Consider the following 26,713-nt stretch of genomic DNA (forward strand, 5'->3'; position numbering starts at 1 on the left):
ATACATCCGTGTACATTCTCAGCCCCGAATTTTTACCGCAGTTACCCTTGCTTTTACTGTCAGTTTGCTCTTCCTATCTACTTTTCAAGGCTGTCTGCGGTATAATCATGCGGCGGACACTCTTTCGCGTGACGCCTCCGCCGATTCTCTTCCCACTTCAAGCGCAATGTATTACAATGCGACATTATGGAAAATTTAAAACGAAGCGTTACCTGCGGAGAGCTCCGAAAAAGCGATGTCGGTAAAACCGTCGTCTTAAACGGCTGGGTACATCGTACTCGCGATTTGGGCGGCATCTTTTTTATCAGCTTGCGCGACCGCTACGGCATAACGCAAGTGCTCGTCGGACCCGGCGCAGCGGAAAGCGTCAAAAAAACTGCGGCTTCGCTCAAAAGCGAATACTGCATTGCAGTACACGGCACCGTTTCCGCGCGGGGCGATAAAGACGTCAACGCCGATATGCCGACGGGTGAAATCGAAGTCGCGGCCTGCGATATCGAAATCTTTACGGCTTCCGATCCGCTGCCCTTTGCGATCGACGAAGTGCGCCAAAAAGACGGAAGTATCGTATTGCCGAATGAAGATTTGCGTTTAAAATACCGCTATCTCGATTTGCGCCGCGCTCCGATGCAGCATCATATCATATTGCGCTCTCAAGTGACCTTTGCCGTCCGCGAATATCTTACACAGCAGGGCTTTCTTGAAATCGAAACGCCGACTTTTATTAAATCGACGCCGGAAGGTGCCCGCGATTATCTCGTGCCCTCGCGCGTGCATGCGGGGAAATTTTATTCGCTGCCGCAAAGCCCGCAGCTGTACAAACAGCTTTTGATGGTTTCGGGTTTCGATAAATATTTCCAGATCGCCCGATGTTACCGCGACGAAGATGCGCGCGGCGACCGGCAGCCTGAGTTTACGCAGATCGATATGGAGATGAGCTTTACCGACCGCGAAGAAGTGCTCGGCGTAACCGAAGGCATGATGGGCTGGGTTTTTAAAAAGACGATGAACTTCGATTTGCCTCTGCGCTTCGACCGGCTTTCGTGGGAGGACGCGTTCGATTTGTACGGTTCGGATAAACCCGATCTCCGCTTCGATTTGAAAATGCGGGACGCGGCTTTTATGGCAGAACTCTCGGACTTCAACGCGTTCAAAGCGGGAGCTGCAAACTCAGGGCGCGATATCGAACGGCACAAACGCTCGGCGATAAAAGCGCTCGTCGTCAAAAACGTCGCCGACAAGTACAGCCGGAAAATGATCGAAGCGCTCGAAGCGGTTGCAAAGACGTATAAAGCGAAGGGGCTCGCGTGGATGAAAGTCGACGGTTCGGGTGCGTTCGAAGGCGGCATCTCTAAATTCTACGCGGGCAAAGAAAAAGAGATTTGCGAAAAGCTCGGCGCCGAAAAAAACGATTTGCTTTTGTTTGTAAGCGACGAAAGATGGCAGACCGCCTGCGTCGCACTCGGTGCCGTGCGCAAGCAGCTCGGTAAAGAGCTCGGCCTCTATGATCCCCGTGATCGGTTTCACTTTGTGTGGATTATCGATTTTCCATATTTTGCGTGGAACGAAGACGAGAGCAAGTGGGAAACGGAACACCACATGTTTACGCTTCCGCAAAAAAAATATTGGGACACGCTTGAGCGCGAGCCGGGTGCCGTCAAAGGCGATCTCTACGATTTGGTGCTCAACGGCTACGAGCTTGCATCCGGTTCCATGCGTATCAACGATCCCGAACTGCAAAAACGCATTTTTAAAATCGTCGGTTACAGCGAAGAGCGCGCGCAAAAAGCGTTCGGTTTTCTCGTGCGCGCATTTCAATTCGGCGCTCCTCCGCACGGCGGCATCGCACCGGGTCTCGACCGCCTTATCATGCTCATGGAAGGGGAAGAGAGCATCCACGAAGTGATCGCCTTTCCGAAAAATAATTTGGCCGCTTCTCCGATGGACGAGAGTCCGAGCGAAGTGGAGCGGATACAGCTCGATGAACTGCACATCGCGGTAACCGAAAAGGAAGATGCAAAAGACGTATGAAAAACGTTTTCGGTTTTAATAAGATCGGAGAAAATCGCGCTTTAATAAAACGCTGTTTCGGAGTGCCTTTGTTCAGACAATATTTTCAAAAATCGATATTCGCCTTATTAATTATTATTTTTTCTATTTGCTTTACTTCCTGCGAGCGTACTGCGGATCCGCGTACCGAAGCCCTTATGGGAACGGTGTGCACGGTGAACGCGTACGACGACGGCACAAAATCGCTGTACGACGAACTCTTTGCGCGGCTGCATGAAATCGACGAGACCTTCAGCGTCACTATCGACTCGTCGGAAATCTCCGCGATAAATAAAGCTGCCGGTGAACGAAGCGTTTCCGTTTCTTCCGATACGGCTTACGTCGTTAGATCTGCTCTCGCCTTTGCGGAACTCACCGGCGGCGCCTTCGATCCGACCGTCGGCCCGCTCGTAAAGATTTGGGGCATCAATACCGATCACGCGCGCGTACCCGAAAAAAGCGAAATCGATGCGGTGCTGCCCTTGATAAACTGGCGCGATGTTTCCGCAGCGGACGACAATACCGTCATGCTCAAACGGCGCGGTATGGCGCTCGATTTGGGCGGCATCGTCAAAGGCTACGCTGCAGACGAATTGACGAAAATTTTAAAAGCGCGAAAAGTACGCCGCGCCATCGTCGATTTGGGCGGCAACATCTTCGTGTACGGCAAAAAAAAGGACGGCTCTCCGTGGCGTGTCGGCATTAAAGATCCGAACGATCCCGAAGGCGTGCCGGCTATCGTTTTGAATGTGGCAAATTCGACGATCGTGACGAGCGGCGTCTATGAGCGTTTTTTTACGGAAAACGGCGTACGCTATCATCACATACTTGACGTAAAGACGGGATATCCTGCAGCCAGCGGTTTGCTTTCTTCGACGATCGTATGCGAATCGAGCATGGCGGCGGACGCGCTTTCGACGAGCGTTTTCGTGCTCGGCAAAGAAAGCGGTATGGAGCTGCTGCACAGGATACAGTCGTCGGCCGGTACGCCTCTTGCCGAGATTCCGGGGCTTCACGCGCAAGTGCTCGGCATATTTATCGAAGAGGACGGAAGCGTAAGCGCATCGAAAGCGCTTGAAGGTTCGCTCGAAGCGCCTGCCGTAACGTTCGAATAGCCGTCAGCGTGTCCAATACGCTTCGGCTCTCGCGATGATTTTTGCAAGCGCCGAATCGTCGGGGGGAAGAGCAAAGAGGCTCCCCGCGCCGCTTTCGGGATTTCGCCTCAGCATTTCTTTTTTTTCGACGATGTACGCACCCAACTCCGCACTCAGCTCACGCGCAAAAAAGAGGGTGCGTTCTTTGAACGTATCGGATGCCGCCGTCTGCAGCGTATGCGGTGCATCGTTTGCATCGCCTGCCGTTCCGCGCTCACCGTTTGCAGGACGTTCATTTTTTTCCGTTGCATCTGCAGTCTGCACGCCGTCCGTCTGCCGCATATTTCCCGTACGGTTTGCATTCCCTGCGCTTCCCGCATCGAGCGCGCTCGTTTGTTCCGCTTTTCTTTCCGTGCCCGGCAGTTTTCCGCAAGCAGCGAATCGCGCAATGAGAGATGCCGTATCGTCCGCGATCTTTTGCGTTTCCCGCTCCGCCGACAGGGCGGCTTCGGATGAAAAGAATTTGCTCGAATGGATAAATGCGTACATTTGAAAGAGAGGTTCGATTTCGTACGAACGGAAATACTGTTTGACGATTTTTGCGAGCGCGTCGGAAAACGGAAGCGAAACGAGTGAATCCGCGCTTTCGGGAATAAAGCGGACGCCGCTCATATACTCGGCGCAAAAATCGATCGCCGCTTCACAGATCGCATCCCTGCTCGAAAAGTGATTATAGAGAGAGGCTTTATTTACGCCGAGGAGAGAGGCGATGTCGGCAAGGGAGACGGCGCCCGCGCTTTTTTCAAACGCACACGTGAGAAAGGCTTGTATTATTTTATCGCGGTCGATCCGTTTTTTTGCCATGCCGTCATTATATCGAAATGCGGCGTACGTGTAACGGGTGCGGACGGCATACGCGTTTATTTCATCGCGAGCGTTGAAAGACCGTCGGCTAATAATTGACATTTTGGGTACCGAATTTTATACTTTCGTAAACGGACAAAACTGCATATGCAGTCTTTTGTCCCTTTTTTCATTTTGTACAGGAGACATAACAGTATGAAAAGAATTATGTTTGCACTTTTTGCTGCGGCAGCTTTATTCGGTCTGATTTCGTGTTCGAAAAAAGCGCAGGTGAACATCGCTTCGGCGGAAGATTTGAACGGCAAAAAAATCGGATGTCAGGCGGGAACGACGGGTGAAATCTATGTTCAGGACAACGTAAAAGACGCAACGCTGAAATCGTTTAAGACGGGCATGGACGCGGCTCTCGATTTGAAAAACGGCGCGATCGATGCGATAGTTCTCGACGAACTGCCTGCAAAAGAAATCGTAAAGCGAAACCGCGACTTAAGGGTGCTCGATATCCGCTTTGCAACCGAAGAATACGCGATCGCCGTAAAAAAAGGAAACGCAGCTTTGCTCGATTCGATCAACAAAACGATTTCCGCGATGAAAACGGACGGAACCTATGAAAAACTCGTAAAGGCGTTTATGCCTGCCGACGGCGCCATCGTCGTTCCCGAAGCGATTGCGTCGAACGGAAGCGAAATTATTAAAATGGGAACGAACGCCGCCTTTCCCCCATTCGAGTATATCGAAGGTACGGATCCTGTCGGCTTCGACGTAACGATGAGCCAGATGATTGCGCGCGACTTGGGAAAAAAGCTGCAAGTCGTCGATATGGCGTTCGACGGACTGATCGCGGCTCTTCAATCGGACGCGATCGATTTTATTGCTGCAGGTATGACTGCAACCGACGAGCGCAGAAAAAACGTCGATTTTTCCGAGCCGTATTATTCGTCGAATCAGGTCATCATCGTTCGAAAATAATTAATTGCAACGTTTTGAGCCGGATATCGCATTCGGCTCGAATCGATTTACGAGGAGCGGATTGTGTTTCAAATATTCTATGACACGATGATTGCGAATATGCGATGGAAGCTCATATTTTACGGGCTCGGCACGACGCTGCTCATTGCGATCTGTGCCGTCCTCATCGGTTCGGTGCTCGGCTGTACCTTCGCTCTTTTTAAAATTTCAAAAAATAAAGTGCTGCAAAAGATTTCGCAGATCTATACAACGGTTATACGCGGCATACCGATGGCGACGCAGCTGATGATTTTTTATTTTGTGATCTTCTCTCCGATCGGCATAAGCAATGCGGTGCTCGTCGCGATCATTGCCTTCGGCATCAACTCCGGAGCCTACTGTACGGAAATATTCCGTGCAGGCATTCAGGGGGTCGATGCGGGGCAGACCGAAGCGGGCCGCTCGCTCGGTCTTTCGTGGCGGCAGACGCTTGTTAAAATCGTTATGCCGCAGGCGTTCCGCGTCATCATTCCGACGTATACGAGCGAGTTTATCGCCCTTATCAAAGAAACGTCGGTTGCAAGTTTTATCGCGGTAGTCGATCTGCAAAAAGCCTGCGACAATATCCGCAACGCTACGTATAACGCATGGCTTCCGCTTTTGTCGTGTGCGGCGGTCTATCTCTGTCTGACGGTCGGATTGACAAAACTGTTTTCGATTTTCGAGAGAAGGATGGCGCGCAGTGATCGAAGTTAAAAATTTAATAAAAAAATTCGGAGGAGACGCGGTTCTCAACGATATCTCCGAAACGATCGTTAAAGGCGAAAAGATCGTTATCATCGGGCCTTCAGGTGCAGGCAAGAGTACGTTTTTGCGCTGTCTTAATCTCCTCGAACGCCCGGACGGCGGCAGCATTTTTTTTAACGGAGTCGATATAACCGCCGAAAAGACGAACGTCGACGAACTGCGCGCAAAGATGGGCATGGTATTCCAGCACTTCAATCTTTTTCCGCACTTGACCGTTTTACAGAATATCACGCTCGCGCCCGTCACGCTCAAGCGCCGGACGAAGAGTGAGGCCGAATCGAACGCGATGAAACTCCTCGCGAGAATCGGCCTTGCCGATAAAGCTTCGACTTATCCGTCGAAATTGTCCGGCGGACAAAAGCAGCGCATAGCGATCGTGCGCTCGCTCGCGATGAACCCCGACGTGATGCTCTTTGACGAACCGACGAGCGCGCTCGATCCCGAAATGGTCGGCGAAGTGCTCAGCCTCATGAAAGGGCTTGCCGAAGAAGGAATGACGATGGTTGTCGTTTCGCACGAAATGGGATTTGCGCGGGAAGTCGCCACGCGCGTGCTCTTTATGGACGGAGGAGTCATCGCGGAATCGGGAACGCCGAACGATATTTTCAACCGGCCGAAGTGCGAACGTCTGCAGCAGTTTTTAAAATCGGTTTTGTAAAAATTATTAATCCTATGCCTGAGACCGGTTTGTTATTTTCGCCGAAGGATTTGCGGCGCCTCATTTTGCCGCTCATCGTTGAACAGCTCCTTTCGATATTTCTCGGCATGGCCGATATCGTTATGGTGTCGACACTCGGCGAAGAAGCGGTGTCGGGCGTCTCTCTCGTCGATTCCCTGAACGTATTGCTCGTCCAGCTTTTTGCAGCTCTCGGCACGGGAGGCGCCGTCGTTGCCTCTCAGTATATCGGGCACGGCGCTCACGATATGGCATCCAAAACCGCAAAGCAGCTTCTTTATACGATCGTCGCCGCCTCTCTTGCCGTTTTGGCGCTCTGTCTCGTATTTAACCGGCAGCTCCTTTCGTTTTTGTTCGGCAGTATCGACGACGGCGTTATGAACGCTTCCCGCACGTATTTTTTTATTACGATTTTTGCGCTCCCTTCGATCGGTTTGTACAACGCGTGCGCGGCGCTGTTCCGCGCTCAGGGTAATTCCCGCGTGTCGATGCTCATCTCGCTTTTGATCAATGTTTTGAATATCGGCGGCAATGCGATCCTCCTCTACGGCTTTCACCGAGGAGTCGAAGGAGTGGCGTTTCCGACGCTCGTGTCGCGCACGGCGGCGGCCGTCGTTTTGCTTGCGCTTTTGTACAAAGGCGGTGAATACAACGGTCATCCGGCCGTTTCGATACGCGGCATATTCCGTTTCGAATTCGACGGAGGAATCGTCAAACGCATCCTCTCGATCGGAGTGCCGAACGGACTTGAAAACAGCATGTTTCAAATCGGAAAGATACTCGTGCTTTCGCTCATCGCGACGTACGGTACGACGGCGATCGCCGCAAACGCCGCGGCGAATACGCTCGCTTCGTTTGAAACACTGCCCGGTTCGGCGATGAGTCTTGCCATGCTCACGGTCGTAGGCCAGTGCATCGGAGCGGGAAAAATGGAACAAGCCGAATACTATACGAAAAAACTGCTCGCGCTCGCATTCGTTTCGATTGCCGCTCTGAATATCCCGTTCCTTTTGTGTTCGCGCTCGATCTTAAGCCTGTATGCGCTTTCAACCGAAACGACGCGCCTAGCCTGGTATATGACGCTTTTGCACGGCGTGTGCGCGATGCTCATTTGGCCCGTGTCGTTTACGTTTCCGAACTCGCTCCGCGCCGCCGGAGACGCCGTGTTTACGATGATCGTTTCTATGATTTCGATGTGGGTCGTACGCATCGGCATGAGCTATGTACTCAAGTGGACGGGGATGTTCGGTCTTACGGCACAATTCGGCTGGCCGCTTTCCTTCGGCGCCCTCGGCGTCTGGTTTGCGATGATACTCGATTGGATCGTGCGCTCGTCGTGCTTTGTGTACCGCTTCCGAAGCGGCAAATGGAAAGGAAAGCGCGTCATATAGAAAACCGCCGCAGTGCGCGGCGGTCGAAATTATTTATTAATTAAAAAATTGCGTCAGGCAATTTTATCTCACAGCTGCAATCGTGACTTTTTGCACGCCTTCGGAATACGGCGCAACCGTATAAGGCTCGAAATAAACGGTGAGTTTTTTGCCGTCGTACGTGAACGTCTGGTAATTACTCGCTTCCGGTATGGTGCCTTCGGCGATCCAGTCCGTGCGCGCTTTTTGCGCTTCCGCTTCGTTTCCTCCGTAGTTTAAGTGCTTCATAAAATAATCTTTGCATTGCGTTGCGATATCTTTGACCGATAAGCCGGACGCTTCCGTAATCGACACTTCTTTTTTCAGCGCTTTATCGTAGGTGATCGAGTCGAGCAGCGTTTCTCCGTGTGCGCCTCCTTCATAGCGGTACGCCGTAAAGAGCATCGAAATATAGTTGTCGCTTACGATGATCGAATCGCATACGGCTTTATATTCGAACGGCGGAATTTTTTCGGCGGAAGCGCTCTTCGCGCTTTCGATTTCCTTTCTCGTTTTTTGTGCGGACGATTTGAAGTCATCGTACGCGCCGAGCGTGCGCGATTTGATAAGAGAATTGAGATCGTCGAATCCCGCAAACTGAGGATAGGCGATTTCCGCTTCGAAGACGGCGTTTTTTTCGGAAACCGTCGTCATTTTGTAAGGAGCCGCTCCCTTTTGAGATGCGGTTTGACATCCTGCGAATACGAGAGACGCAAGCACTGCAGAATACACGATGTGTTTTATTTTCATAAAAACCCCTATAAAAACTTTTGTCAAACGGCGGCGATTGTATTAAAACGGATACGCATCTGCGCTTGCCGTTTCGGATTTGCCGCCTATTCACATAAATGAAAAAAAATATTACTATCAATAGTTACAAGAAGGTTATGGGGAGTCTGCATGATTTACGGTATTTTAATCGAAGGCTTGATATACGGCATTATGGTGCTCGGTGTCTTCGTGTCCTTCCGCGTTATCAATTTTTGCGATATGACGGTCGACGGAGCCTTTCCGCTCGGCGGCTGCATCCTTGCCGCGTGTTTGCTGCACGGCCTCCCGCCCGTTTTCGCGCTTTCGCTCGCATTTTTCGGCGGCGCTTTTGCAGGGCTCGTCACGACACTCATCTATACGCGCTTTCGCATACCCGATCTGCTCGCCGGCATCCTCGTCATGACGATGCTTTATTCGATCAATCTCCGTATCATGTCAAACCGTGCGAACATATCGTTTTTGCGCATCGAAACGATTTTTTCAAAGAGCGCCGCATGGACGGAACGCGTCTTTCCCGCACTTCCTCCTGAAGCGGGCATCCTTTTGTTTTTAATAATTTTCGTCGTCGTCTTAAAAGGACTCCTCGATCTCTTTTTTCACACCGACATGGGCTTGACGATGGGTGCGCTCGGAGCGAATGAACAGATGGTCGTTTCGCAGGGCGTCGATCCGAAAATACTCCGCGGCATCGGCGTGTCTTTCGGGGACGGACTTGCAGCCCTTTCGGGTGCCTTTGCCGCAATGTACAACGGCTTTGCGGATGTGGGAAGCGGTACGGGCGTCATCGTCGGAGGGCTTGCCTCCCTCATGCTCGGAGAGTTTATCATCCGTTCAAATAAGATTTCGATGCAGACGCTCCGCGTTTTGCTCGGATCGATTTTATACCGCGCGCTCATGTTCGCAGGCAGAAGCTACGGCTATCGGATCGGCTTGACGAGCAACGATCTGAAACTCGTCACCGGTTTGCTTATCATCCTGTGCCTCCTCATATCCAATTTGAAAGGCAAGGCGAATTTTAAATCGCATCTTTTACGGCCGGCGAAAGCGGGAGGCGAAGCATGATTGAATTGAAAAATATCGCGATAACGTTCAATCCCGGCACTGCCGATGAAAATGCGGCCCTTAAACATATCGACTTGACGATCAATAAGGGCGACTTTATCACGGTGATCGGATCGAACGGAGCGGGAAAGTCGACGCTGTACAATGTCATCGCCGGTACGCTCTCTCCGACTGCCGGAACGATTTCGCTTTCGATGAACGGCTCCATACGCGACATCACGAAAGACGAAGAATACAAACGGGCACTGTACATCGGGCGCATCTTTCAAAATCCGCTGCTCGGTACTGCGGGGAAAATGTCGCTTGAAGACAATATGATGATATGCAGCAAAAAAGGCTGGAAGGGTTTGAAGATCGGTTTGAACGCCCGCACGCGCTCATATTTCCGAAGCGAACTCAAACAGCTGAACATGGGACTTGAAGAGCGCCTTTCCGACAATGTCGAACAGTTTTCCGGCGGACAGCGTCAGGCCTTGACGCTGCTCATGGCGGTTATGTCGCGTCCCGCTCTCCTTTTGCTCGACGAACATACTGCCGCCCTCGATCCTTCGAACGCCGCCCTCGTTATGAATTTGACAAAGCGCTTTGCGGAATCCTACAATCTCACCGTGATGATGGTGACGCACAATATGCAGCACGCGCTCGAATACGGCAATCGTCTTATCATGATGGACAAAGGCGAAATCATTTTCGACATAGCCGGAAGCGAAAAAAAGAATTTGACGATGGACGATATCGTGCAGCGCTTCCGCTCCATAAAGAAAACGGCGCTTACGAGCGACCGGCTGATATTACAATGATATCCGATTAAGTCGAGAGTTGAAAAACTCGTAACGCGTTTTTCTTTTATTTACCGCAACGAAATGAAATAATTAATCATACTTTATCGACTTTGTGCTCGGCGAGAAAGCCGCTCACTTTTGCGATGATACCGACTTTATCCGCACTCGTGCGCGAAAGCGCACACGGTTTCCGCCGCGATTTCGGCAAAAACTTTGTGCAAGTCGCCTGAAAGTTTTTGCGATAAGAGTTCGCTTTCCATGCGCAAAAACGCAGTGCGGCTTATATTGCGGCCGCCGTATCGCGCGATGTTTTCCGTATATACTTGCGAATCGATTAAAACGCCGCCGCATCTTTCGAAGGCTTTTGCAAATAGCATAAACGCGCTTTTGCCGGCGTTCGACTGAAGCGTAAACATCGACTCGCCGCAAAACACTTTTCCGATGAGCACTCCGTAGAGTCCGCCCGCAAGCTCGCCTCCGTGCCACGCTTCGACCGAATGCGCGATACCGCGTTCGTGCAGCGCGCAGTAGATATCGATCATACGCTCCCCTATCCACGTACCGTCCTGACCCGCGCGGGGCACGCGCGCACAATTTTCGATCACGCGGGAAAAGGCGACATCGATGGTATACGTATACGGGCTGTGTTTTAAAAATCTTACGGCACTGCGCGGAAAGCGGATTTCTTTTACGGGAAGCACAAAACGCGGATCGGGACTCCACCACAAAACGGGATCACCCGAATCTTCGTCATACCACGGGAAAATCCCCTGCAGATATGCCGAAAACGCGAGCTCCGGCGTTATGTGCTCCGTATAGCCGAGCAAACCGTTTCGACTTGCGTCGCATACGAAAAAATGTGTGTATTCAAAACCGCTTCCGAAACGTTCTGCGCCGAGCTTTTCCTGCCAATCAACGTTTTCCATAGTCGAAGGTCAATATTTCCGTACTGCTGTCTGCCCGAGATACGTCGACGCGCACTTCGCCGCCTGCGGAAAGTTTTCCGAACAGCACTTCGTCGGTGAGCGGAGATGCGATTTCTTCTTCGACGGTACGAGCCATATTCCGCGCTCCGAATTCGCGCGAATAGCCTTTTTCCGAAAGGTAGGCAATCGCACGCGGAGTCGTTTCCAGCTTGACTTTTTTTTGCGCGAGGCGGGCGGCGAGTTTTGCGATTTCTTTTTTTGCGATATCGTCGACGATCGCTTTTCCCAAATGAGAAAACGCGATAACGCCGTCGAGCCTGTTGCGGAATTCCGGCGAAAAAGTTTTTTCAACCGCTTCACTGAGAGCATCTCCCTCGTCCGAAGCGTTTTCGGCGCCGAAACCGACTTTGCTCTTTTCCATTTCACGCGCGCCGGCATTGCTCGTCATGATGATGATGCAGTTTCGGAAATCGGCTTTGCGTCCCTGATTGTCGGTGAGAAATCCGTAGTCCATAACTTGGAGCAGCACATTGTAAATTTTCGGATGCGCCTTTTCGATTTCGTCGAAGAGCACGATCGAATGCGGATTTTTGCGCACGTCTTCCGTAAGCTGACCGCCCTCTTCATAGCCGACGTAACCGGGCGCCGAACCGATGAGACGGCTCACCGTATACTCTTCCTGATATTCGCTCATATCATAACGCAAGAGCGTTTCACCGAGCGTACGGGAAAGCGAACGGGCGAGTTCCGTTTTACCGACGCCCGTCGGACCGACGAACAAAAAACTCGCTTCCGGCCGTTCGGGATTGTTAAATCCCGCGCGCGCCCTTTTTACCGCCTTTGTCACCGCAGCGACCGCTTCATCCTGTCCGAAGATTTCCGAGCGCATCGTGTCGGCAAGGTCGCGGAGCTTTTCTTTTTCTCCGCTCGTCACCGATTCAAGCGGCACCCGCGCCATCTTTGCCGTCACCGCTTTGATAACGGAAGTCGACACGATGGGTTTCTTCATAAGCGCGTTCGTATGCGAGACTTCCTGCGTATGAGCGGGAGCTTTGCGCATGCGGGCGAATCCGCCCTTCGCTTTGATCTTCATGTACGAACCCGCTTCGTCGATGACGTCGATAGCTTTATCGGGAAGCCGCCTGTCCGGCAGATACTGCACCGACAAGTCGACTGCAAGTTTCAGCGCCGTATCGCTGTACGTAACTCCGTGGTAACTTTCGTATTTATCGCGGAGTCCTTTTAAAATCGCCAGCGTGTCTTCCGGCGACGGTTCTTTGATATCGATCTTTTGGAAACGGCGCGCGAGCGCCCTGTCTTTTTCGAAATTTTTCGCATACTCTTCGTGCGTCGTCGAACCGATGCAGCGGATCTTTCCCGACGACAGCACCGGTTTTAACAAATTTGCCGCATCCATTGTACTGTTGCCGCTCGTACCGGCGCCCATGATCATGTGGATCTCATCGATAAACAAAATCGCGTGCCGCTTTTTCATCAGTTCGTCGGTGATCTTTCTGAGACGGTCTTCAAAATCGCCGCGGAATTTCGTACCGGCGAGCAGCAAACCCATATCGAGGCTATAGATGGAAAAATTATTAATCGCATCCGGCACGTCGTTTTGTGCGATTCTGAGCGCGAGTCCGTTTGCGATCGCCGTTTTGCCGACACCCGCATCTCCGACGTAAAGCGGATTGTTTTTCGTCCGTCGACACAGAATCTGGATCGTACGGTCGATTTCATCCGTCCGCCCGATGAGCGCATCGATTTTGCCCTGCTTTGCCTCCGCCGTCAGATCGACGCAAAACCGTTCGAGCGCCGTCCGTTTCGTATTCCGCAAATTGTCTTGGCGCGCGTCGTCTCCCGTCTGCATACCCGGCATGAATTTCTGCTGCGCTTCCGCACCGTCCAAAAAAAATTGATTTTCATCGGTAAGCTTTTGTGCGCCGATCTCTTCGATAAGGCGGAGCTTGTCGACGCCGCCCATGCGCAGCGAATACGCACAATAATTGCGTTTTTCTTCTATCATGCTGACGAGTACATCGGTGATGTCGAGGATCTGCTTGTCGCTCGATGCGCAGTGAAAGACGGCGCGGTTCATCACTTCCTGAAAGCCCTGCGTTTCGACAGGCTCGGCGCTCTGTCCGTTTCCCTGCACTGCGGACACCGGCACATTTTTTTTAATGTATTCGTTGACGCAATCGCGGATTGTCGCGACGTCTGCCCCGCACGATTCGAGCAGCTCGCGCACCGAATCGAATGCGAGCGCAGAGCTGAGCAAGTGTTCCGGCGTAAAAAATTCGTGACGGGCATATTTTGCATCGGAAAACGAAACCGATAATATCTTTCGCAGCTGCGGACTTATTTCCATATCTCACTACTCCCGGCCGCTCCGGTACGCGGCACAATTCGGAGCCGAACAAAAACCGCACGTGCATGCAATTTTCATCGAGCGCTATAAAGTCGCTTATCGATTAATTTTATCTTCGGCTAATCGATATCGCCTACACTTCCTGCACTTCAACTTTCAGCGGAAAACCCTCTTCTCGCGCACGGTGCACCGTTATCGAAGCCCGCGTCGCCGCTATATCAAACGCATACACGCCGACAATACCGGTACCCGTTTTGTGTACGGATTCCATGATAATACACGCGTCGTGTTCCGATTTATGAAAAACGGACATAAGCACGTCGACGACAAAATCCTTCGTCGTATAGTCGTCGTTAAAAAAAACGACGCGGCCGTTCGGCGGAATATCGTAATCGACGGCATCGACCGCTTCGATCGAAAACTCGCCGCTTCCGAACGTATCGCTGTCAGCCATGCTTATAATATACAGAATTTTTGCCGTTAATCCAATAGCTTTTGTCCAATATCTTTAGAAACTTCAAAAAATCAATACTGTGAAAACGGATATGTGCAAATCCGAAAATTTTCGCTTAATGGCCGCGAATACGCAAAAATCGCTTGAGGCGCGACGTTCGTTCCGTCGTTTTAAACGGCGGCGTGCACGACGTGTCGTCTATGCACGATGCACTGCACACTTCTCCTTGCGCTTCGGGCATTATGATTGCGCGCCGAACGTATTTTGGAAGACGCGTATGCAGCGTTTTTTCGCGTATTATTGCCGCGGTTTTTCGTTTGCGCATTATTTTCAAAAAAAATTGTACGGCGACTAAATCTTCAGATTTTGAAGCCGTACAATCAGTGTACGCAAGCGCATGCGTATAGTAGCGAGTTTTCAAAAGAAAACTCGATTTTAAAAATTTCAGCCTGCGCTGCAGCTTATTCCGCTGCGAACCACTCCGCCTGCGCAGACATTGTGGCGGCGGCAGCCTTATACGCTGCCAGCTGTCCCGACGGAACCTTTATGCTGCCCGCCGTTAAGCTTGTACAGCCGTAAAAGGCGGCGGCAAAAGCCTGGTTGCCAAGAATGGTTGCAGGATTGTAATCGCACTTAAGCGTAACGGCTTTAAGGCTTCCGCACTGATAAAAGCATTGCCTCAAGAATTCAACGTTTTTAGGGATCGCAGGAACTTCCGCCAGCTTTTTGCAGCCGGAAAAGCAAACAGCCATCTCTTTAACACTGTCAGGGATCGCAGGAACTTTTGTCAAACTTTCACAGCGGGAAAAGCAGGTTTTCATATCAGTAACGCCTTCGGATATTACCGGAGCCTGCATGAGTTTTTTACACTCGGAAAAACAACCATACATAGTCAGAACGTTTTTAGGTATAACCGAAGGCGCCCGTATCAGCCTTTCGCACCCGCAAAAACAGAAATCCAGATCCGTAACGCTTTCAGGTATTTCGGGAGCCTTTACGAGATTTTTACACTCGTAAAAACAGCGTGACATATCGGTAAGATCCGGTATTTCTCCGAATTTAAGAGCGACGTCTATTGCATCGTTGTCGATCAATATTTTTCCGAGCCTGCTTGCCGTACTAGGGGAGGTTGTGCCTTTTAAGTCCTCCTTCGCAAGGCCCGTTATTTCGATGTAATTCACTTCGACAGGTGATGCCTTTGTTTTAAGATATTCTTTTAAGCCGTCGCCGTTTGTACCGAAGTCGACCTTAACGTATCCCGGTCCTGAATCTCCGTCCGATTCGGTTTTGCAACCCGCTGTGAATACTGCGGCAAGCACAGCCGCCGCTGCGAAAAAAGCCTGAGCTTTTCGGTTAAAAATCGTAGTCTTCATCGTTTCCTCCTGTATAAAGACTTGTAATTGCAGGAACTTTCATTCCCAAAATATGTATCCCCGGCAATGCCGGCAGCGATACCCGCGTACTCTGTGAGCGATGCAGCCTAAGCCGCGCGCGTACCCTCGTCTAAAACCTTATGTATACTCTGCGCCGCAGATTTTTTCAAAAGCGCACGGGTATGGATAGGACAAATATAAAAACCGCGCAGAGAAAAATTCCCTGTGCGGCGTACAAGCGGCGATTGTATTGTTTTGAAAAAAATATTGAGAACGGAGTACGCCTAAGCGAGTTGCGAGTTGCGAGTTGCGAGTTGCGAGTTGCGAGTTGCGAGTTGCGAAATTATAAGCGCGCCCCAATCTTTGTCAAGCGATTTGGGCAAATTTTTTAAATATTTTTCGCTTTGCCTGCAGCCGATACGCACTCTTTCCATACGTCGATTATATCACGGTTTCCGTGTATCGGCAAGTGAAATTTTTACATACATAGGGAATCCAGCGGAAATGCATACGCGGAAAAGAAGCGGAACGCGAAACAGCGGCATTTGCTATGTGCACGAAGTCTCCGGTATCCCTACCCTACCATATACGCAAAAATATACGCAAAAATCGCTTGAGGCGCGACGTTCGTTCCACTATACTGTCGCCATGCAGGAACATACCGAAGTGAGTCGAAAAATCCGCGTAACCTACAACGCGCCCGTTACGCTTACCTTTGTCGTCATCTGTACGGTAATTATGCTGCTCGACAGTTACGTGTTCGACCGGCACCTTGCGGCGGCGCTTTTTATCATACCGGGCGGAAAGTACAGCAGCCATCCGTTCGATTGGAAAGCGCCGCTCGACTATTTCCGCCTCTTTTCGCACGTGTTCGGGCATGCCGATTGGCAGCACCTCATCTCGAATATGTCGCTCGTCATATTGCTCGGCCCGATCATCGAAAGCCGCTACGGTTCCCGCGTCCTCGCGCTCGTCATAACGATAACCGCGTTCGTCACCGGCGTCATCAACGCGTGCTTGATCACACATCCGGAAATGGGTGCAAGCGACGTCGTATTTATGATGATCATGCTCGCGTCATTTACGTCGTTTGCAAAAAACGAAATACCGCTGTCGTTTATCCTCGTATTCATATTGTATATCGGCGGACAGTTTTTTAATTTCGACACGCTGCAGCATAACGGTATTTCGGTCGCCGCTCACATAGCAGGAGGATTGTGCGGAAGCCTCTTCGCGTTTTTACTCACGCCGCAAAAATTTCCGGCTCCCGCAGAAGGCGTAAAAGAGGTAAAGCAAAACGATACGGCGGCAAAGCAAAACGGTTCGGCGAGAGAGCAAAAGAGCGGCGACAACACGCAGACGAACGGCAAAAGCGATAGGCGGACCGAAACAAAAAAAGCGAAAAAAAACACGAAGAGCGCGAAAACCGCAAAGAGCCGGTAAGCGAATTCGGCGTGCCGCACGGGGCGTTGCGGGGTGTCCCCGCAGAGGGGGCAGCGCGCAACGAAGTGCGCGCGAGGGGGAGACTTCCCCCCCCCTTAATAATTTTTCTGCAAAAAGCCGGCAACGACTTACAGTTTTTCAAATTCGACGGGGCATTTGTACGCATCGTATAAGGCAAGCGCTTCGCCGTATGCGCGCATGCCGTCGGTACCGTTTATTTCGGAAAGCGAACACGTCGCACAGGCGGTACCGAGCTTCATCGCATCGATGATCGATTGCCCTCGGTACGCCGCATATAAAACGCCGGAGCAATATGCGTCACCGGCACCCGTTTTGCCTTTGATCTTTTCGTGCGGAAACCGAAGGCTCGGCATTGTAAAACACGCACCCGTCGCACAATCCATACCGAAGCTGCACGAAGCGGCATGGATGATGATCCATCGGGACACGCCGTATTCGGCAATTTTTTCCAAAACGGGACGCATGGCATTTTTAATAATCTTTCCGTCCGATTCGAGCGGGATCCCCGTCACTTCCTGCGCTTCAAGCTCGTTGATTGTGCAGTAGTCGGTATATTTGAGCGATGCACAAACGATATCTTTAACGTATGCGCCTTTTCTGGAAACGATATCGATGGAAGTTTTCATGCCGCGCCGGCGCGCTTGTGCGAGAATGCGCGCCGCATGCGTGCCGTATTCGCCGTCGGGCGCATCAATACCCTTTGTAAGCAAAAGGTATTCGAGCTGAAAGATATCGCCTTCAAGCGCATCCCAGTCGATATGCCGTTCGCCGTAAGTGTCGGATACGCCCGCATAATAAAAGAACGTGCGCTGATGCGTATCGTCCGCATCGATGACGATCGTCAGCGGCGTATGCCCTTCATCGCTTTTTACGATGCCGCTTTTGTCGATGTTCGGATATGCGTCGAGCGCTTTAATAATGCTGCGTCCCGCGCTGCCGCGGCCGAGAACCGTGCTCACCCGTACCGGAAGCGCCGCGTCGATTTTTGCCAAATCGATTATTAAATTGCCCGTACCGCCGACGTCCTCATGGATGTCGTGTACGCTTACGAGCCGGCCTTCATCGGGAAACGTATCGACCGCATAATGCCGATCGAGGATGAGCGGCCCCGCAACGATGATACCCTTTTGCATAGTGCACCCGTTTATAAGGTATTGTTGAAAATACGTATCGCCTGCTTTACGTCTTCTTTCATCGCTTGTGTCGCAATACCGGGAATGTCGTGAAAAAAGACGTGATCATCGGCTTTGATCCTATCCGTTTGCGCTTTAACCGCTTTTCCGCCGCTCATCGTCATATACGTATAATAATTGATTTTTCTGATGCCGTTGCGTATTGCAGTTTGGAATTCTTCTTTGCTCAAACCGGATCCGCCGTGCATGACAAAGGGCATATCGACCGCTTTTTTTATTGCGGTGATTCTGTCAAGATCGAGCACCGGCTTTGCAACATAAATACCGTGAGAAGTGCCGAACGCTATCGCGAGTGCATCGACGTTCGTTTTTTCTTTAAAATCTTTTGCGGTTTCGGGACGCGTATATACATCGTCTACGTCGGCAAACGAATCTTTCGTTTCGATTTTTGCAGGCCCCTCGGCGCTCCCCGTAACGGATGTGAAAATATGACCGACTTCCGCTTCTACGGAAACGCCTACTGCATGAGATGCCCGTACGACTTCTGCAGTCGTTGCGACGTTTTCTTCGTAGGGACAGGCCGACGCGTCTATCATAACCGATGTAAAGCCGAGCCGGATCGCCTGCATACAGCGTTCAAAACCGTCGCCGTGATCGAGATGTACGCATACGGGAACTTTTGTTTTTTTCGCAAAGTATAGCATAATCTCCGCAGCGTCTTCCATACTCAAAAACTGCGCATGAACGGGCGCATATTGCAAAACGACCGGCATATCCGTCTCTTCCGCCGCTCCGATAATCGCGGCAGCGGATTCCCAGTTCGGAACGTTGAAGGCGCCGATTGCAATTTTATCGCGTTCGGCGATTTTCATAACATCATGCAGCGATACAAGCATACAACCCCCATCATCTTAAAATTAATAATTAGCGTTTGTTTCTGTTGCGGATAAAGTCGAGGAACACGGCGAGCAAAATGACCAAACCCTTTACGACATACTGCCAAAACGAATTGACGTTCATCAAGTTCAAACCGTTGTTCAAAAATCCGATAATCAGCGCACCGATTATCGTACCGCCGATTTTACCGGAACCGCCGGCCATGGAAGTTCCGCCGACAACGACGGCCGCGATCGCATCCATTTCCGCCCCGTCGCCGGCCGTCGGCTGGCCGGAATACATGCGGGATGCGAGCACAATACCCGCAATACCCGCCATTAAACCGGAATATGCGTACACCCAAAATTTTACGCGGGTTACGGAAATACCGGAAAAAACGGCGGCTTGTACGTTTCCGCCTACCGCATAGATATGCCGGCCGAGCTTCGAATTATTCATAAGCAAGCCCGTTATGATAAGCACGACGATCATTATAATAACGGGAACGGGAAATATACCGATATATCCCGCTCCGATAAACTGCCACGCCTTTGTCACGACGCGTACGGGAGAACCGCCGGTATACACATAGGCAAAACCGCGCGCGATATTCATCGTGGCGAGCGTGACGATAAACGGAGGAATCGTCGTCTTTGAAATGACAAAACCGTTAAACATTCCGAATACGACACCGATAACGGTTCCGATGATAAGTGCAACGGGGATCGCCAATTCGTAGCGAGCGACACACGCAGCCGCAACGCAGCCCGAAAGTGCGATAATCGAACCGACGGACAGATCGATACCGCCGAGGATGATGACCATCGTCATGCCGCACGCCAAATACATATTCGTTGAAATTTGACGAAGCACATTGAACATATTCTGCCGCGTCACAAAGGCACGGGACGTGCTCGGATTCAGCGACAAAAACAAAAATAAAACGATGAACGCTGCGATGATACCTAAATTTTCTTTGAAATATCGTACGAATCCCTGCTTCATTACCAGTTGTTTTGCCGTATCGTTGTTCATTGCAATCCCCCAATCCCTTATTCTGCAGCAAACCGCATAATCGATTCCTGCGATACTTCAGCATGCGGCAAACACGCTTTTACCCTGCCGTTTGCCATGACATATACACGGTCGCTCATATTGATGATTTCCGGCAATTCCGAAGAAATCATGATAATCGATATGCCTTCTTTGACGAGCTCATTCATTATGGCATAGATTTCCGCTTTCGCTCCGACATCGACGCCTCTGGTCGGCTCGTCGAGTATGAGAATCGACGGATTTACCGCAAGCCATCGTCCGATCATTACCTTTTGCTGATTTCCTCCGGAAAGGTTTCCGATCCGCTGATCGAGCGACGGCGTTTTCGTTTTCATCATCGCCGTATATTTATCCGCAATCTCGGTTTCTTTTTTTTTATTAAAAACAAATCCTTTAATAAATTCTTTTAATACTTCGATCGTAGCATTGTATTTTACGCTTTGTACGTGATACAAGCCTTCAAGCTTTCTGTCTTCGGGAACAAAGGCCATACCGCTGTCGAGCGCGTCTACAGCAGAAGTAAAATGAACGGCTTTTTCGAACAGCGTTATGTTACCGTCGTATTTTTTCTTCAACCCGAATACGGCCTGCATCGCTTCGCTTCGGCCCGCTCCGATAAGCCCCGCAAAACCGAGGATTTCGCCTTTCCGAAGCTCAAACGAAACATCCTTTACCATGTCGTTATCGCACAGATGTTCGACGCGCAAAACCGTTTCACCGGCAGTTTGAAAGTCGCGCGTATAATACTGTTCCAGCGTCCGTCCAACCATCATCGCGATAAGCTCGTCGCGCGTTATTTTGTCAACGTCCGAAATACCTGCGAAACAGCCGTCGCGGAGCACCGTAACCCTATCGCAGATTTCCCATAACTCGCTCATCTTATGAGAAATATAGATGATTCCGACGCCGCGCTTTACAAGCGTACGCATGATACCGAACAAAAATTCGACTTCTCTGTCGGATATGGATGAAGTCGGTTCGTCCATAACGAGAATTTTGGAATTGAATGAAATCGCTTTTATTATTTCCACCATCTGCTGCTGCGCGATCGTTAAATTGACGATGAGCGTCTGCGCGGAAAAATTGGCATTGTACCGGTGCAGCAGCTTATCGGTTTCCGAATTCATCGCCGCTTTGTCGATGAATTTGCCTTTCATCGGTTCTCTGCCGAGATAGATGTTTTCCGCAACAGTCATGTGCGGCACAAGCACGAGCTCTTGATGGATAATCGCTATACCGTTTTTTTGGGAATCGAATACGTTATCGATATCGACTTTTTTGCCGTCGATGTACATCTCGCCTTCATCCGCTTTGATGATTCCTCCCAAAACTTTTATAAGCGTAGATTTACCGGCGCCGTTTTCGCCGATCAGCGCGTGCACTTCCCCCGCACGCAATTCGAAATCGACACCGTTCAACGCATAAACGCCCGGAAAGCGTTTATGGATGTTTTTCATTTGAAGCAATAAATTTTCATCCATGAGACGGAACCTATTTTGATGTATGACGTTTAAAGCGGCCGGTCGAACCAACGCAGAACAAGCAGTACGGCAGCATCACTGCTGCCGTACCGTCGCCGCATTAACCGTGAAATAGGAAGCACAAAATATACAGTTCATCCGACGCTTTTTTGACAAAACGCGCTTTGCGTTTATCCGATTACTGCCAACCTGTCGTACCGTATTTCGCTACGTTGTCGCTTGTGATGAGGAATGTCGGAACGGGATAGCGGGCGTCGACTTTTTCACCGGACATGATTTTATACATAAGTTCGACCGATGTTTTTGCGATATTGACGGGAGACTGAGCGCCCGATCCTTCGATCAACGAACCCTTCGTCGCTATCTCTTTTTTTATATCGGGCGAACCGTCGACGCCGTAGATCAGCGCTTTTTTAATGCCTGCAGCGTTTGCCGCCGCGAGCGCGCCGAGCGCCGTCGGATCGTTACCGCCGAAAATGGCGACGACTTCGGGATGGGCTTGCAGCAAATCTTCCGCGATACCCATCGAAACCTGCAAATTGCCCTTTGCATCCTGCTGGCCGACGATTTTAAAGCCGTGCCCTTTAATCGCATCGAGAAAACCGTTTGTACGATCGACAACGGAGTTCATCGTCGGCGAATCGAGTATGATAATATTGCCGCCGTTCGGACATTTTTTTACGAGATCGTCGCCGCACACTTTGCCGGCATTGTAATTGTCGGAACCGGTGTATGTCGCAACATAGCTCATATCCGCAACTTCCGTATCGAAATTGACGATCGGAATACCGGCCGCTTTGAGCTGATCGAGCGCGGGGATGATCCCTTCCGCTTCAGCGGGGTTCAAAAATATACCGTCGATTTTCTGTGCGATGATATCTTCCACCTGTTGGATTTGGCGGGTAACGTTATTCGCAGGGTCGACGGATATAAGCTGATCGCCGCGGGCTTCAACCTCCTGCCGGATCGTCTTTTCGATGAGCACAAAGAACGGATTTGACTGATCCATACAGGTAAAGCCGAATTTGTAATGTTTTTTTCCGTCGGCGGAATTTGAATCATTCGCACCCATTGCGAAAATACCTGTTGCGACAAAAAATGAAATCATTATTGCGCTTATTACCTTTTTCATATACGCCTCCTTAAGCGCATTATACATCGGTTTTTCCAAAAGTCAAGGAATTTCCAAATGCTGCCAAAGTTACGGTAATACCCGCTCACCCTGGGATCGCGCGCACGTGCGTGACGTTTTCCATTGCGGAAAGTTTTGCAAGCGTATCGTCGCTCACATTGCCTTCGACGTCGATGATATTGTAGGCGATGTTGCCGCTGTTTTGGTTTATCATACCCGCGATGTTGAGTTCGGCTTCACCCAAAATCGTCGAAAACTTCGATACCATGCCGGGAATGTTTTTGTTCGAAATGCAAAGTCGCGTACCGCCGGAGGGGATTTCGTTTTCGGTAACGATTTTCGGAAAGTTGACCGAATTGGCGATAGTGCCTCGTTCGAGAAATTCGCGGAGCTCTGCGACGGCCATGACGGCGCAGTTTTCTTCGGCTTCGGGTGTCGATGCGCCGAGGTGCGGAAAGCAGATGACTTTCGGATTTGCAAGCAATTCTTCCGCCGCAAAATCGGTGACGAACATTGAAACCTTTCCGTTCGCAATCGCCTGAAGCATGTCGGCATTGTTGACGAGTCCGCCGCGTGCAAAGTTTACGATGCGTACGCCGGTTTTCATCGCGTTCAATCTGTCGGCATTGATAAAGCCTTTCGTGTCGTTTGTCTGCGGCATGTGGATCGTGATGTAGTCCGATTTTGAAAGCAGCGCGTCGAGGGTTTCCGCCTGTTTGATGTGCGTGTCGAGCTGCCATGCGTTTTTGACGGAGATAAACGGATCGTAGCCCGCAACGGTCATACCCAAACCGACGGCCGCGTTTGCAACGAGGGCTCCGACGGCGCCGAGACCGATGACGCCGAGCGTTTTTCCCTGCAGTTCGGGTCCGACGAATTGGGATTTGCCTTTTTCCGCAAGGTCGGGGATCGCATCTCCTTTGCCCGCAAGACTTTTTACCCACTCGGCGGCGGCGATCGCGGGGCGGTTTGCGATGAGCATGCCGAGTATGACGAGTTCTTTTACCGCGTTCGCGTTCGCACCGGGCGTATTGAACACGACGATGCCGCGCTCGGTCAGTTCCTGCACGGGGATATTGTTGACGCCCGCACCCGCTCGTGCGACGGCTTTTACCGTATCGGGAATCGTCATGCCGTGCATATCTTGAGAGCGCACGAGGATGGCGTCGGGATCGTTGATCGAAGATGCGATTTCGTAATCGTCGCGGGGAAATCGTTCGAGCCCCGCAGAGGATATTTTGTTGAGCGTTTGAATTTTAAACATATTGCCTCTCAATTTTAATAATTATTAATATGGATGCCGCGTTTTGAAAGCCGTATCAAAACGATATGCTTTCGGCGGGCATTCGTCCGCTTAAAAATTTTCAGCGGCAAATTTATCCATAAATTCGATAAGACGTTCGACGCCTTCGATCGGCATGGCGTTATATATGGACGCGCGCATACCGCCGACGGTACGGTGCCCCGCAAGGTTTACGAGCCCCGCTTTCGCCGCTTCGGCTGTGAATTTTTTGTTGATCGCGTCGGCCTTCGCTTCGTCTTCCTCTTTTGTCAAAAACGGCACGTTCATGATCGAACGGCTGTCTTTGTCGGCGGTTGCACGATAGACGGCGCTCGAATCGAGGTAGTCGTACAGGCGCCCGGCCTTTGCATAATTGCGCGCTTTCATGCCTTCCGCGCCGCCGTTTTTTTCTATCCAATGAAGCACTTTACCGACGACGTAGATCGCATAGCACGGCGGCGTATTGTACAGCGAATCTTCATCGGTGTGCGTTTTATACGTGAGCATCGTCGGAGTACCTTTTTGCGGAGAATCGGTGATGAGGTCGTCCCTGATAATGACGAGCGTAACGCCCGCAGGCCCGAGATTTTTTTGCGCGCCTGCAAAGACGAGGCCGAAAGCGCTCACGTCGAGCGGCTCGGACAGGATGCACGAAGAGATATCGGCGACGAGCGGAATGCTGCCCGTATCGGGAATATAATTCCAGTGCGTGCCTTTAATCGTGTTGTTGAGGCAGATATACGCGTAATCGTAATCGCCCGTGATTTTATCGATTTTCGGGATATAGCAAAAATTGCGGTCTTTCGACGACGCGGCGACATCGACGGAAACGTATTTTTTCGCTTCTTTGATCGCTTTACTCGACCACACGCCGGTATCGATGTATACCGCTTTGCCCGAACGTATGCCGAGGTTTTGCGGTACCATTGCAAACTGAGTCGAACCGCCGCCCTGCAAAAACACGATTTTGTAGTTGTCGGGCACGCGCATGAGTTTCCTCACCATGTCTTCCGCGTCTTCAACGATCGGCTTAAATGCCGACGAACGATGGCTCATCTCCATGACCGACTGCCCCGTGCCTTTGTAATCGAGCATTTCATCGGCACACTCTCTCAACACTTCTTCCGGCAAACACGACGGTCCCGCCGAAAAATTGTACACACGTCCCATAAGTGACTCCTATATTTTCGATAATTCGCGTTATCGATCCGCAAACATTGTAAGCGCAAACGCTCTCGTCCCGTTTGTCGGCGACGAAAACCGTGTTAGGCCTATTTTATTGTTAAAAATCTTTCTTTTACGTTAGGAAGTAAGCTTGTATAAAATTGTAAAAACTCCTTAAGGCTTTCTTTATCATCCAACGGTTCTATGTCTAGCCACACCCACTTATCCTCTTCAGTTTCTGTTTTTACTTTATAAATATCTTCCAAAATGTTTTGATAAATTTTCTGATTCTGCTTAGAAATTTTGTTATGAGTTCCAAAACCGAGTTGTAATTGGCCGCCTAGACCTGATATATATAAATAATCCGAACTTGTATCTTTTGTAAAGATATAGCAGCCCCAGTCGCTATACTCCCAACTTTCAAAACAAAATCCTAGCGGCTCAAGTAAATTTTTTAATTGATCAGTGATAATTGAACCTAATACATCATTTTTGTCCTGTTCAAAAACTGCAACTAAATCTTTTGCAGCCTTGTAATTCTCTTCAGAGGAATAAATCTTTTCAAGCAATTTTTTTTGATACTCCAACATGGCTTCATCGCCTCCTAAATGTCCTAACAAGATTTTATATTGTTCCAAATAAACTTTTGTAAGCATGACTTCTGAGTTGGTCACATCTTTTAATTCAGGAGATTCCAGACAATTTCTTAAGAACTTGATTAAACTTCCTTTGTTTTTGTCCCTGTCAATAGCTGAACGATATTTTAAAACTTTTCCATCTCCATACTTTGTATCACGGATAAGTTTAGTATAATCTTCAAATACTGAATCATAACTATCAATATCAGGTTTCTTTCCGGGAATCAACGTAAGATACACCACAGTCATATCAACTTTGCTGTTTTTTCCAAATTTTTGTTCCTGCACATATTTCATATACCTGACAATTTGATTCGGTTGGTCAGGAGCGCCATTCAGTTTGTTTTCTATAATAATTGCCTGGTTATGATTATTTGTTATCAATAAGTCAATATAACCTTTTTTTTCTTCACTTCCATCCCATACAGAATTATATTCCTCTTTTGAAATTTTGACGGTATTATCTATAATAAATTCGTAATCCAAATCCAGCATTTTTACAAAATTATCAATAAAGGTTAAGCTTGCGATTTTACCGATTTGCGGAGTAGTCGGATTCAAAATGGTATATAAAATATCACTATGGAATTTTTCTCTTCTATATAAATCCGATATTGTTTCAAAAATATTAAATTTATCTGTAAGATTTAAATCATATTCTTTAATAACTTTATCTTTTTGTGATGAATATCCTTTAGAAATATTTAATAAATCTTGTATATTTGTAAGAGAATCTTTTTTTATTTTTTCAGCTTCCGATAAAAGTTTTTCCACTTCAACCATATTCATAGTCTTTATTCTTACCCAATATGAGCATAGGCCTATCATTATTTCAAACCGCAGGTAGCTTGACCGCGTATCGGTTTTGAAAACCGTGTTATGTAAAAATATTTCTTACCGAGTT

At 49.8% G+C, this 26,713-nt stretch carries 23 protein-coding genes; 9 read left to right on the top strand and 14 right to left on the bottom strand.

The window, feature by feature from the left end:
- Positions 1 to 186 precede the first annotated feature (186 nt).
- Positions 187 to 2,031, top strand: a complete 1,845-nt coding sequence (aspS, locus tag IZU26_RS09200; RefSeq protein WP_433278510.1) for an aspartate--tRNA ligase — start codon at positions 187 to 189, stop codon at positions 2,029 to 2,031.
- Entirely contained in the window at positions 2,028 to 3,164 is a 1,137-nt protein-coding gene (locus IZU26_RS09205; RefSeq protein WP_433278512.1) for an FAD:protein FMN transferase, read from the top strand. The genes aspS and IZU26_RS09205 overlap by 4 nt, the downstream gene beginning before the upstream one ends.
- A 3-nt stretch (positions 3,165 to 3,167) precedes the next feature.
- Here the strand turns inward: IZU26_RS09205 and IZU26_RS09210 are convergent, their stop codons facing one another.
- Positions 3,168 to 4,007, bottom strand: coding sequence for a TetR/AcrR family transcriptional regulator (locus IZU26_RS09210; RefSeq protein ID WP_433278514.1), 840 nt, complete (start codon positions 4,005 to 4,007; stop codon positions 3,168 to 3,170).
- A 195-nt stretch (positions 4,008 to 4,202) separates the two neighbouring features.
- On the opposite strand from IZU26_RS09210, the gene IZU26_RS09215 reads away from it, so the two are divergent.
- The 4 genes from IZU26_RS09215 (at position 4,203) to IZU26_RS09230 (ending at position 7,829) form a co-directional block, all read left to right on the top strand.
- Positions 4,203 to 4,976: a transporter substrate-binding domain-containing protein gene (locus IZU26_RS09215; RefSeq protein ID WP_433278516.1), complete on the top strand. Its 774-nt coding sequence runs from the start codon at positions 4,203 to 4,205 to the stop codon at positions 4,974 to 4,976.
- A gap of 63 nt (positions 4,977 to 5,039) precedes the next feature.
- Positions 5,040 to 5,711 (top strand): amino acid ABC transporter permease, encoded by a 672-nt coding sequence (locus IZU26_RS09220; protein ID WP_433278518.1) that lies wholly within the window; start codon positions 5,040 to 5,042, stop codon positions 5,709 to 5,711.
- A complete protein-coding gene (locus tag IZU26_RS09225; RefSeq protein ID WP_433278520.1) occupies positions 5,698 to 6,420 on the top strand; it encodes an amino acid ABC transporter ATP-binding protein in 723 nt (240 codons plus the stop codon). The genes IZU26_RS09220 and IZU26_RS09225 overlap by 14 nt, the downstream gene beginning before the upstream one ends.
- A 14-nt stretch (positions 6,421 to 6,434) precedes the next feature.
- Positions 6,435 to 7,829, top strand: coding sequence for an MATE family efflux transporter (locus IZU26_RS09230; RefSeq protein WP_433278522.1), 1,395 nt, complete (start codon positions 6,435 to 6,437; stop codon positions 7,827 to 7,829).
- A gap of 63 nt (positions 7,830 to 7,892) precedes the next feature.
- On the opposite strand, the gene IZU26_RS09235 is transcribed toward IZU26_RS09230, so the two are convergent.
- Entirely contained in the window at positions 7,893 to 8,597 is a 705-nt protein-coding gene (locus IZU26_RS09235; protein WP_433278524.1) for a PdaC/SigV domain-containing protein, read from the bottom strand.
- Positions 8,598 to 8,747: 150 nt separating this feature from the next.
- On the opposite strand from IZU26_RS09235, the gene IZU26_RS09240 reads away from it, so the two are divergent.
- Together IZU26_RS09240 and IZU26_RS09245 are read left to right on the top strand one after the other, a co-directional pair.
- Positions 8,748 to 9,680, top strand: a complete 933-nt coding sequence (locus IZU26_RS09240; protein WP_310824943.1) for an ABC transporter permease — start codon at positions 8,748 to 8,750, stop codon at positions 9,678 to 9,680.
- Positions 9,677 to 10,480, top strand: coding sequence for an ABC transporter ATP-binding protein (locus IZU26_RS09245; RefSeq protein ID WP_433278526.1), 804 nt, complete (start codon positions 9,677 to 9,679; stop codon positions 10,478 to 10,480). Before IZU26_RS09240 ends, IZU26_RS09245 begins: the two co-directional genes overlap by 4 nt.
- 137 nt (positions 10,481 to 10,617) lie before the next feature.
- Here the strand turns inward: IZU26_RS09245 and aat are convergent, their stop codons facing one another.
- The 4 genes from aat to IZU26_RS09265 all read right to left on the bottom strand — a co-directional run bounded on the left by aat (position 10,618) and on the right by IZU26_RS09265 (position 15,583).
- The gene (gene aat / locus IZU26_RS09250; protein WP_433278528.1) at positions 10,618 to 11,388 is read right to left on the bottom strand and encodes a leucyl/phenylalanyl-tRNA--protein transferase; all 771 of its coding nucleotides are present in this window, start codon (positions 11,386 to 11,388) and stop codon (positions 10,618 to 10,620) included.
- Positions 11,375 to 13,756, bottom strand: coding sequence for an ATP-dependent Clp protease ATP-binding subunit ClpA (clpA, locus tag IZU26_RS09255; RefSeq protein WP_433278530.1), 2,382 nt, complete (start codon positions 13,754 to 13,756; stop codon positions 11,375 to 11,377). Before clpA ends, aat begins: the two co-directional genes overlap by 14 nt.
- Before the next feature lie 133 nt (positions 13,757 to 13,889).
- On the bottom strand, positions 13,890 to 14,210 hold the full coding sequence (locus IZU26_RS09260; protein ID WP_433278532.1) for an ATP-dependent Clp protease adaptor ClpS: 321 nt from the start codon (positions 14,208 to 14,210) through the stop codon (positions 13,890 to 13,892).
- 461 nt (positions 14,211 to 14,671) lie between these two features.
- The gene (locus IZU26_RS09265; RefSeq protein ID WP_433278534.1) at positions 14,672 to 15,583 is read right to left on the bottom strand and encodes a leucine-rich repeat protein; all 912 of its coding nucleotides are present in this window, start codon (positions 15,581 to 15,583) and stop codon (positions 14,672 to 14,674) included.
- 648 nt (positions 15,584 to 16,231) lie between these two features.
- Between IZU26_RS09265 and IZU26_RS09270 the strand changes: the two genes are divergently transcribed.
- Positions 16,232 to 17,026, top strand: coding sequence for a rhomboid family intramembrane serine protease (locus IZU26_RS09270; RefSeq protein ID WP_433278536.1), 795 nt, complete (start codon positions 16,232 to 16,234; stop codon positions 17,024 to 17,026).
- Positions 17,027 to 17,154: 128 nt separating this feature from the next.
- Here the strand turns inward: IZU26_RS09270 and IZU26_RS09275 are convergent, their stop codons facing one another.
- The 8 genes from IZU26_RS09275 to IZU26_RS09310 all read right to left on the bottom strand — a co-directional run bounded on the left by IZU26_RS09275 (position 17,155) and on the right by IZU26_RS09310 (position 26,598).
- The gene (locus tag IZU26_RS09275; protein WP_433278538.1) at positions 17,155 to 18,180 is read right to left on the bottom strand and encodes a carbohydrate kinase family protein; all 1,026 of its coding nucleotides are present in this window, start codon (positions 18,178 to 18,180) and stop codon (positions 17,155 to 17,157) included.
- 11 nt (positions 18,181 to 18,191) lie between these two features.
- Positions 18,192 to 19,076: a class II fructose-bisphosphate aldolase gene (locus IZU26_RS09280; protein WP_021330358.1), complete on the bottom strand. Its 885-nt coding sequence runs from the start codon at positions 19,074 to 19,076 to the stop codon at positions 18,192 to 18,194.
- 28 nt (positions 19,077 to 19,104) lie between these two features.
- The gene (locus IZU26_RS09285; protein ID WP_021330367.1) at positions 19,105 to 20,091 is read right to left on the bottom strand and encodes an ABC transporter permease; all 987 of its coding nucleotides are present in this window, start codon (positions 20,089 to 20,091) and stop codon (positions 19,105 to 19,107) included.
- Positions 20,092 to 20,108: 17 nt separating this feature from the next.
- A complete protein-coding gene (locus tag IZU26_RS09290; protein WP_433278540.1) occupies positions 20,109 to 21,569 on the bottom strand; it encodes a sugar ABC transporter ATP-binding protein in 1,461 nt (486 codons plus the stop codon).
- A 202-nt stretch (positions 21,570 to 21,771) separates the two neighbouring features.
- The gene (locus IZU26_RS09295) at positions 21,772 to 22,725 is read right to left on the bottom strand and encodes a sugar ABC transporter substrate-binding protein (protein WP_433278542.1); all 954 of its coding nucleotides are present in this window, start codon (positions 22,723 to 22,725) and stop codon (positions 21,772 to 21,774) included.
- An 85-nt stretch (positions 22,726 to 22,810) separates the two neighbouring features.
- Complete coding sequence (locus IZU26_RS09300; RefSeq protein WP_433278544.1) at positions 22,811 to 23,989, bottom strand: phosphoglycerate dehydrogenase; 1,179 nt, start codon at positions 23,987 to 23,989, stop codon at positions 22,811 to 22,813.
- A 90-nt stretch (positions 23,990 to 24,079) separates the two neighbouring features.
- Positions 24,080 to 25,177, bottom strand: a complete 1,098-nt coding sequence (gene serC / locus IZU26_RS09305) for a 3-phosphoserine/phosphohydroxythreonine transaminase (RefSeq protein ID WP_433278545.1) — start codon at positions 25,175 to 25,177, stop codon at positions 24,080 to 24,082.
- 101 nt (positions 25,178 to 25,278) lie between these two features.
- Positions 25,279 to 26,598 (bottom strand): PD-(D/E)XK nuclease family protein, encoded by a 1,320-nt coding sequence (locus IZU26_RS09310; protein ID WP_433278547.1) that lies wholly within the window; start codon positions 26,596 to 26,598, stop codon positions 25,279 to 25,281.
- Between the last annotated feature and the right edge of the window lie 115 nt (positions 26,599 to 26,713).

The sequence above is a fragment of the Treponema sp. SP13 genome, assembly GCF_050938355.1.
GTDB lineage: Bacteria > Spirochaetota > Spirochaetia > Treponematales > Treponemataceae > Treponema_D > Treponema_D socranskii.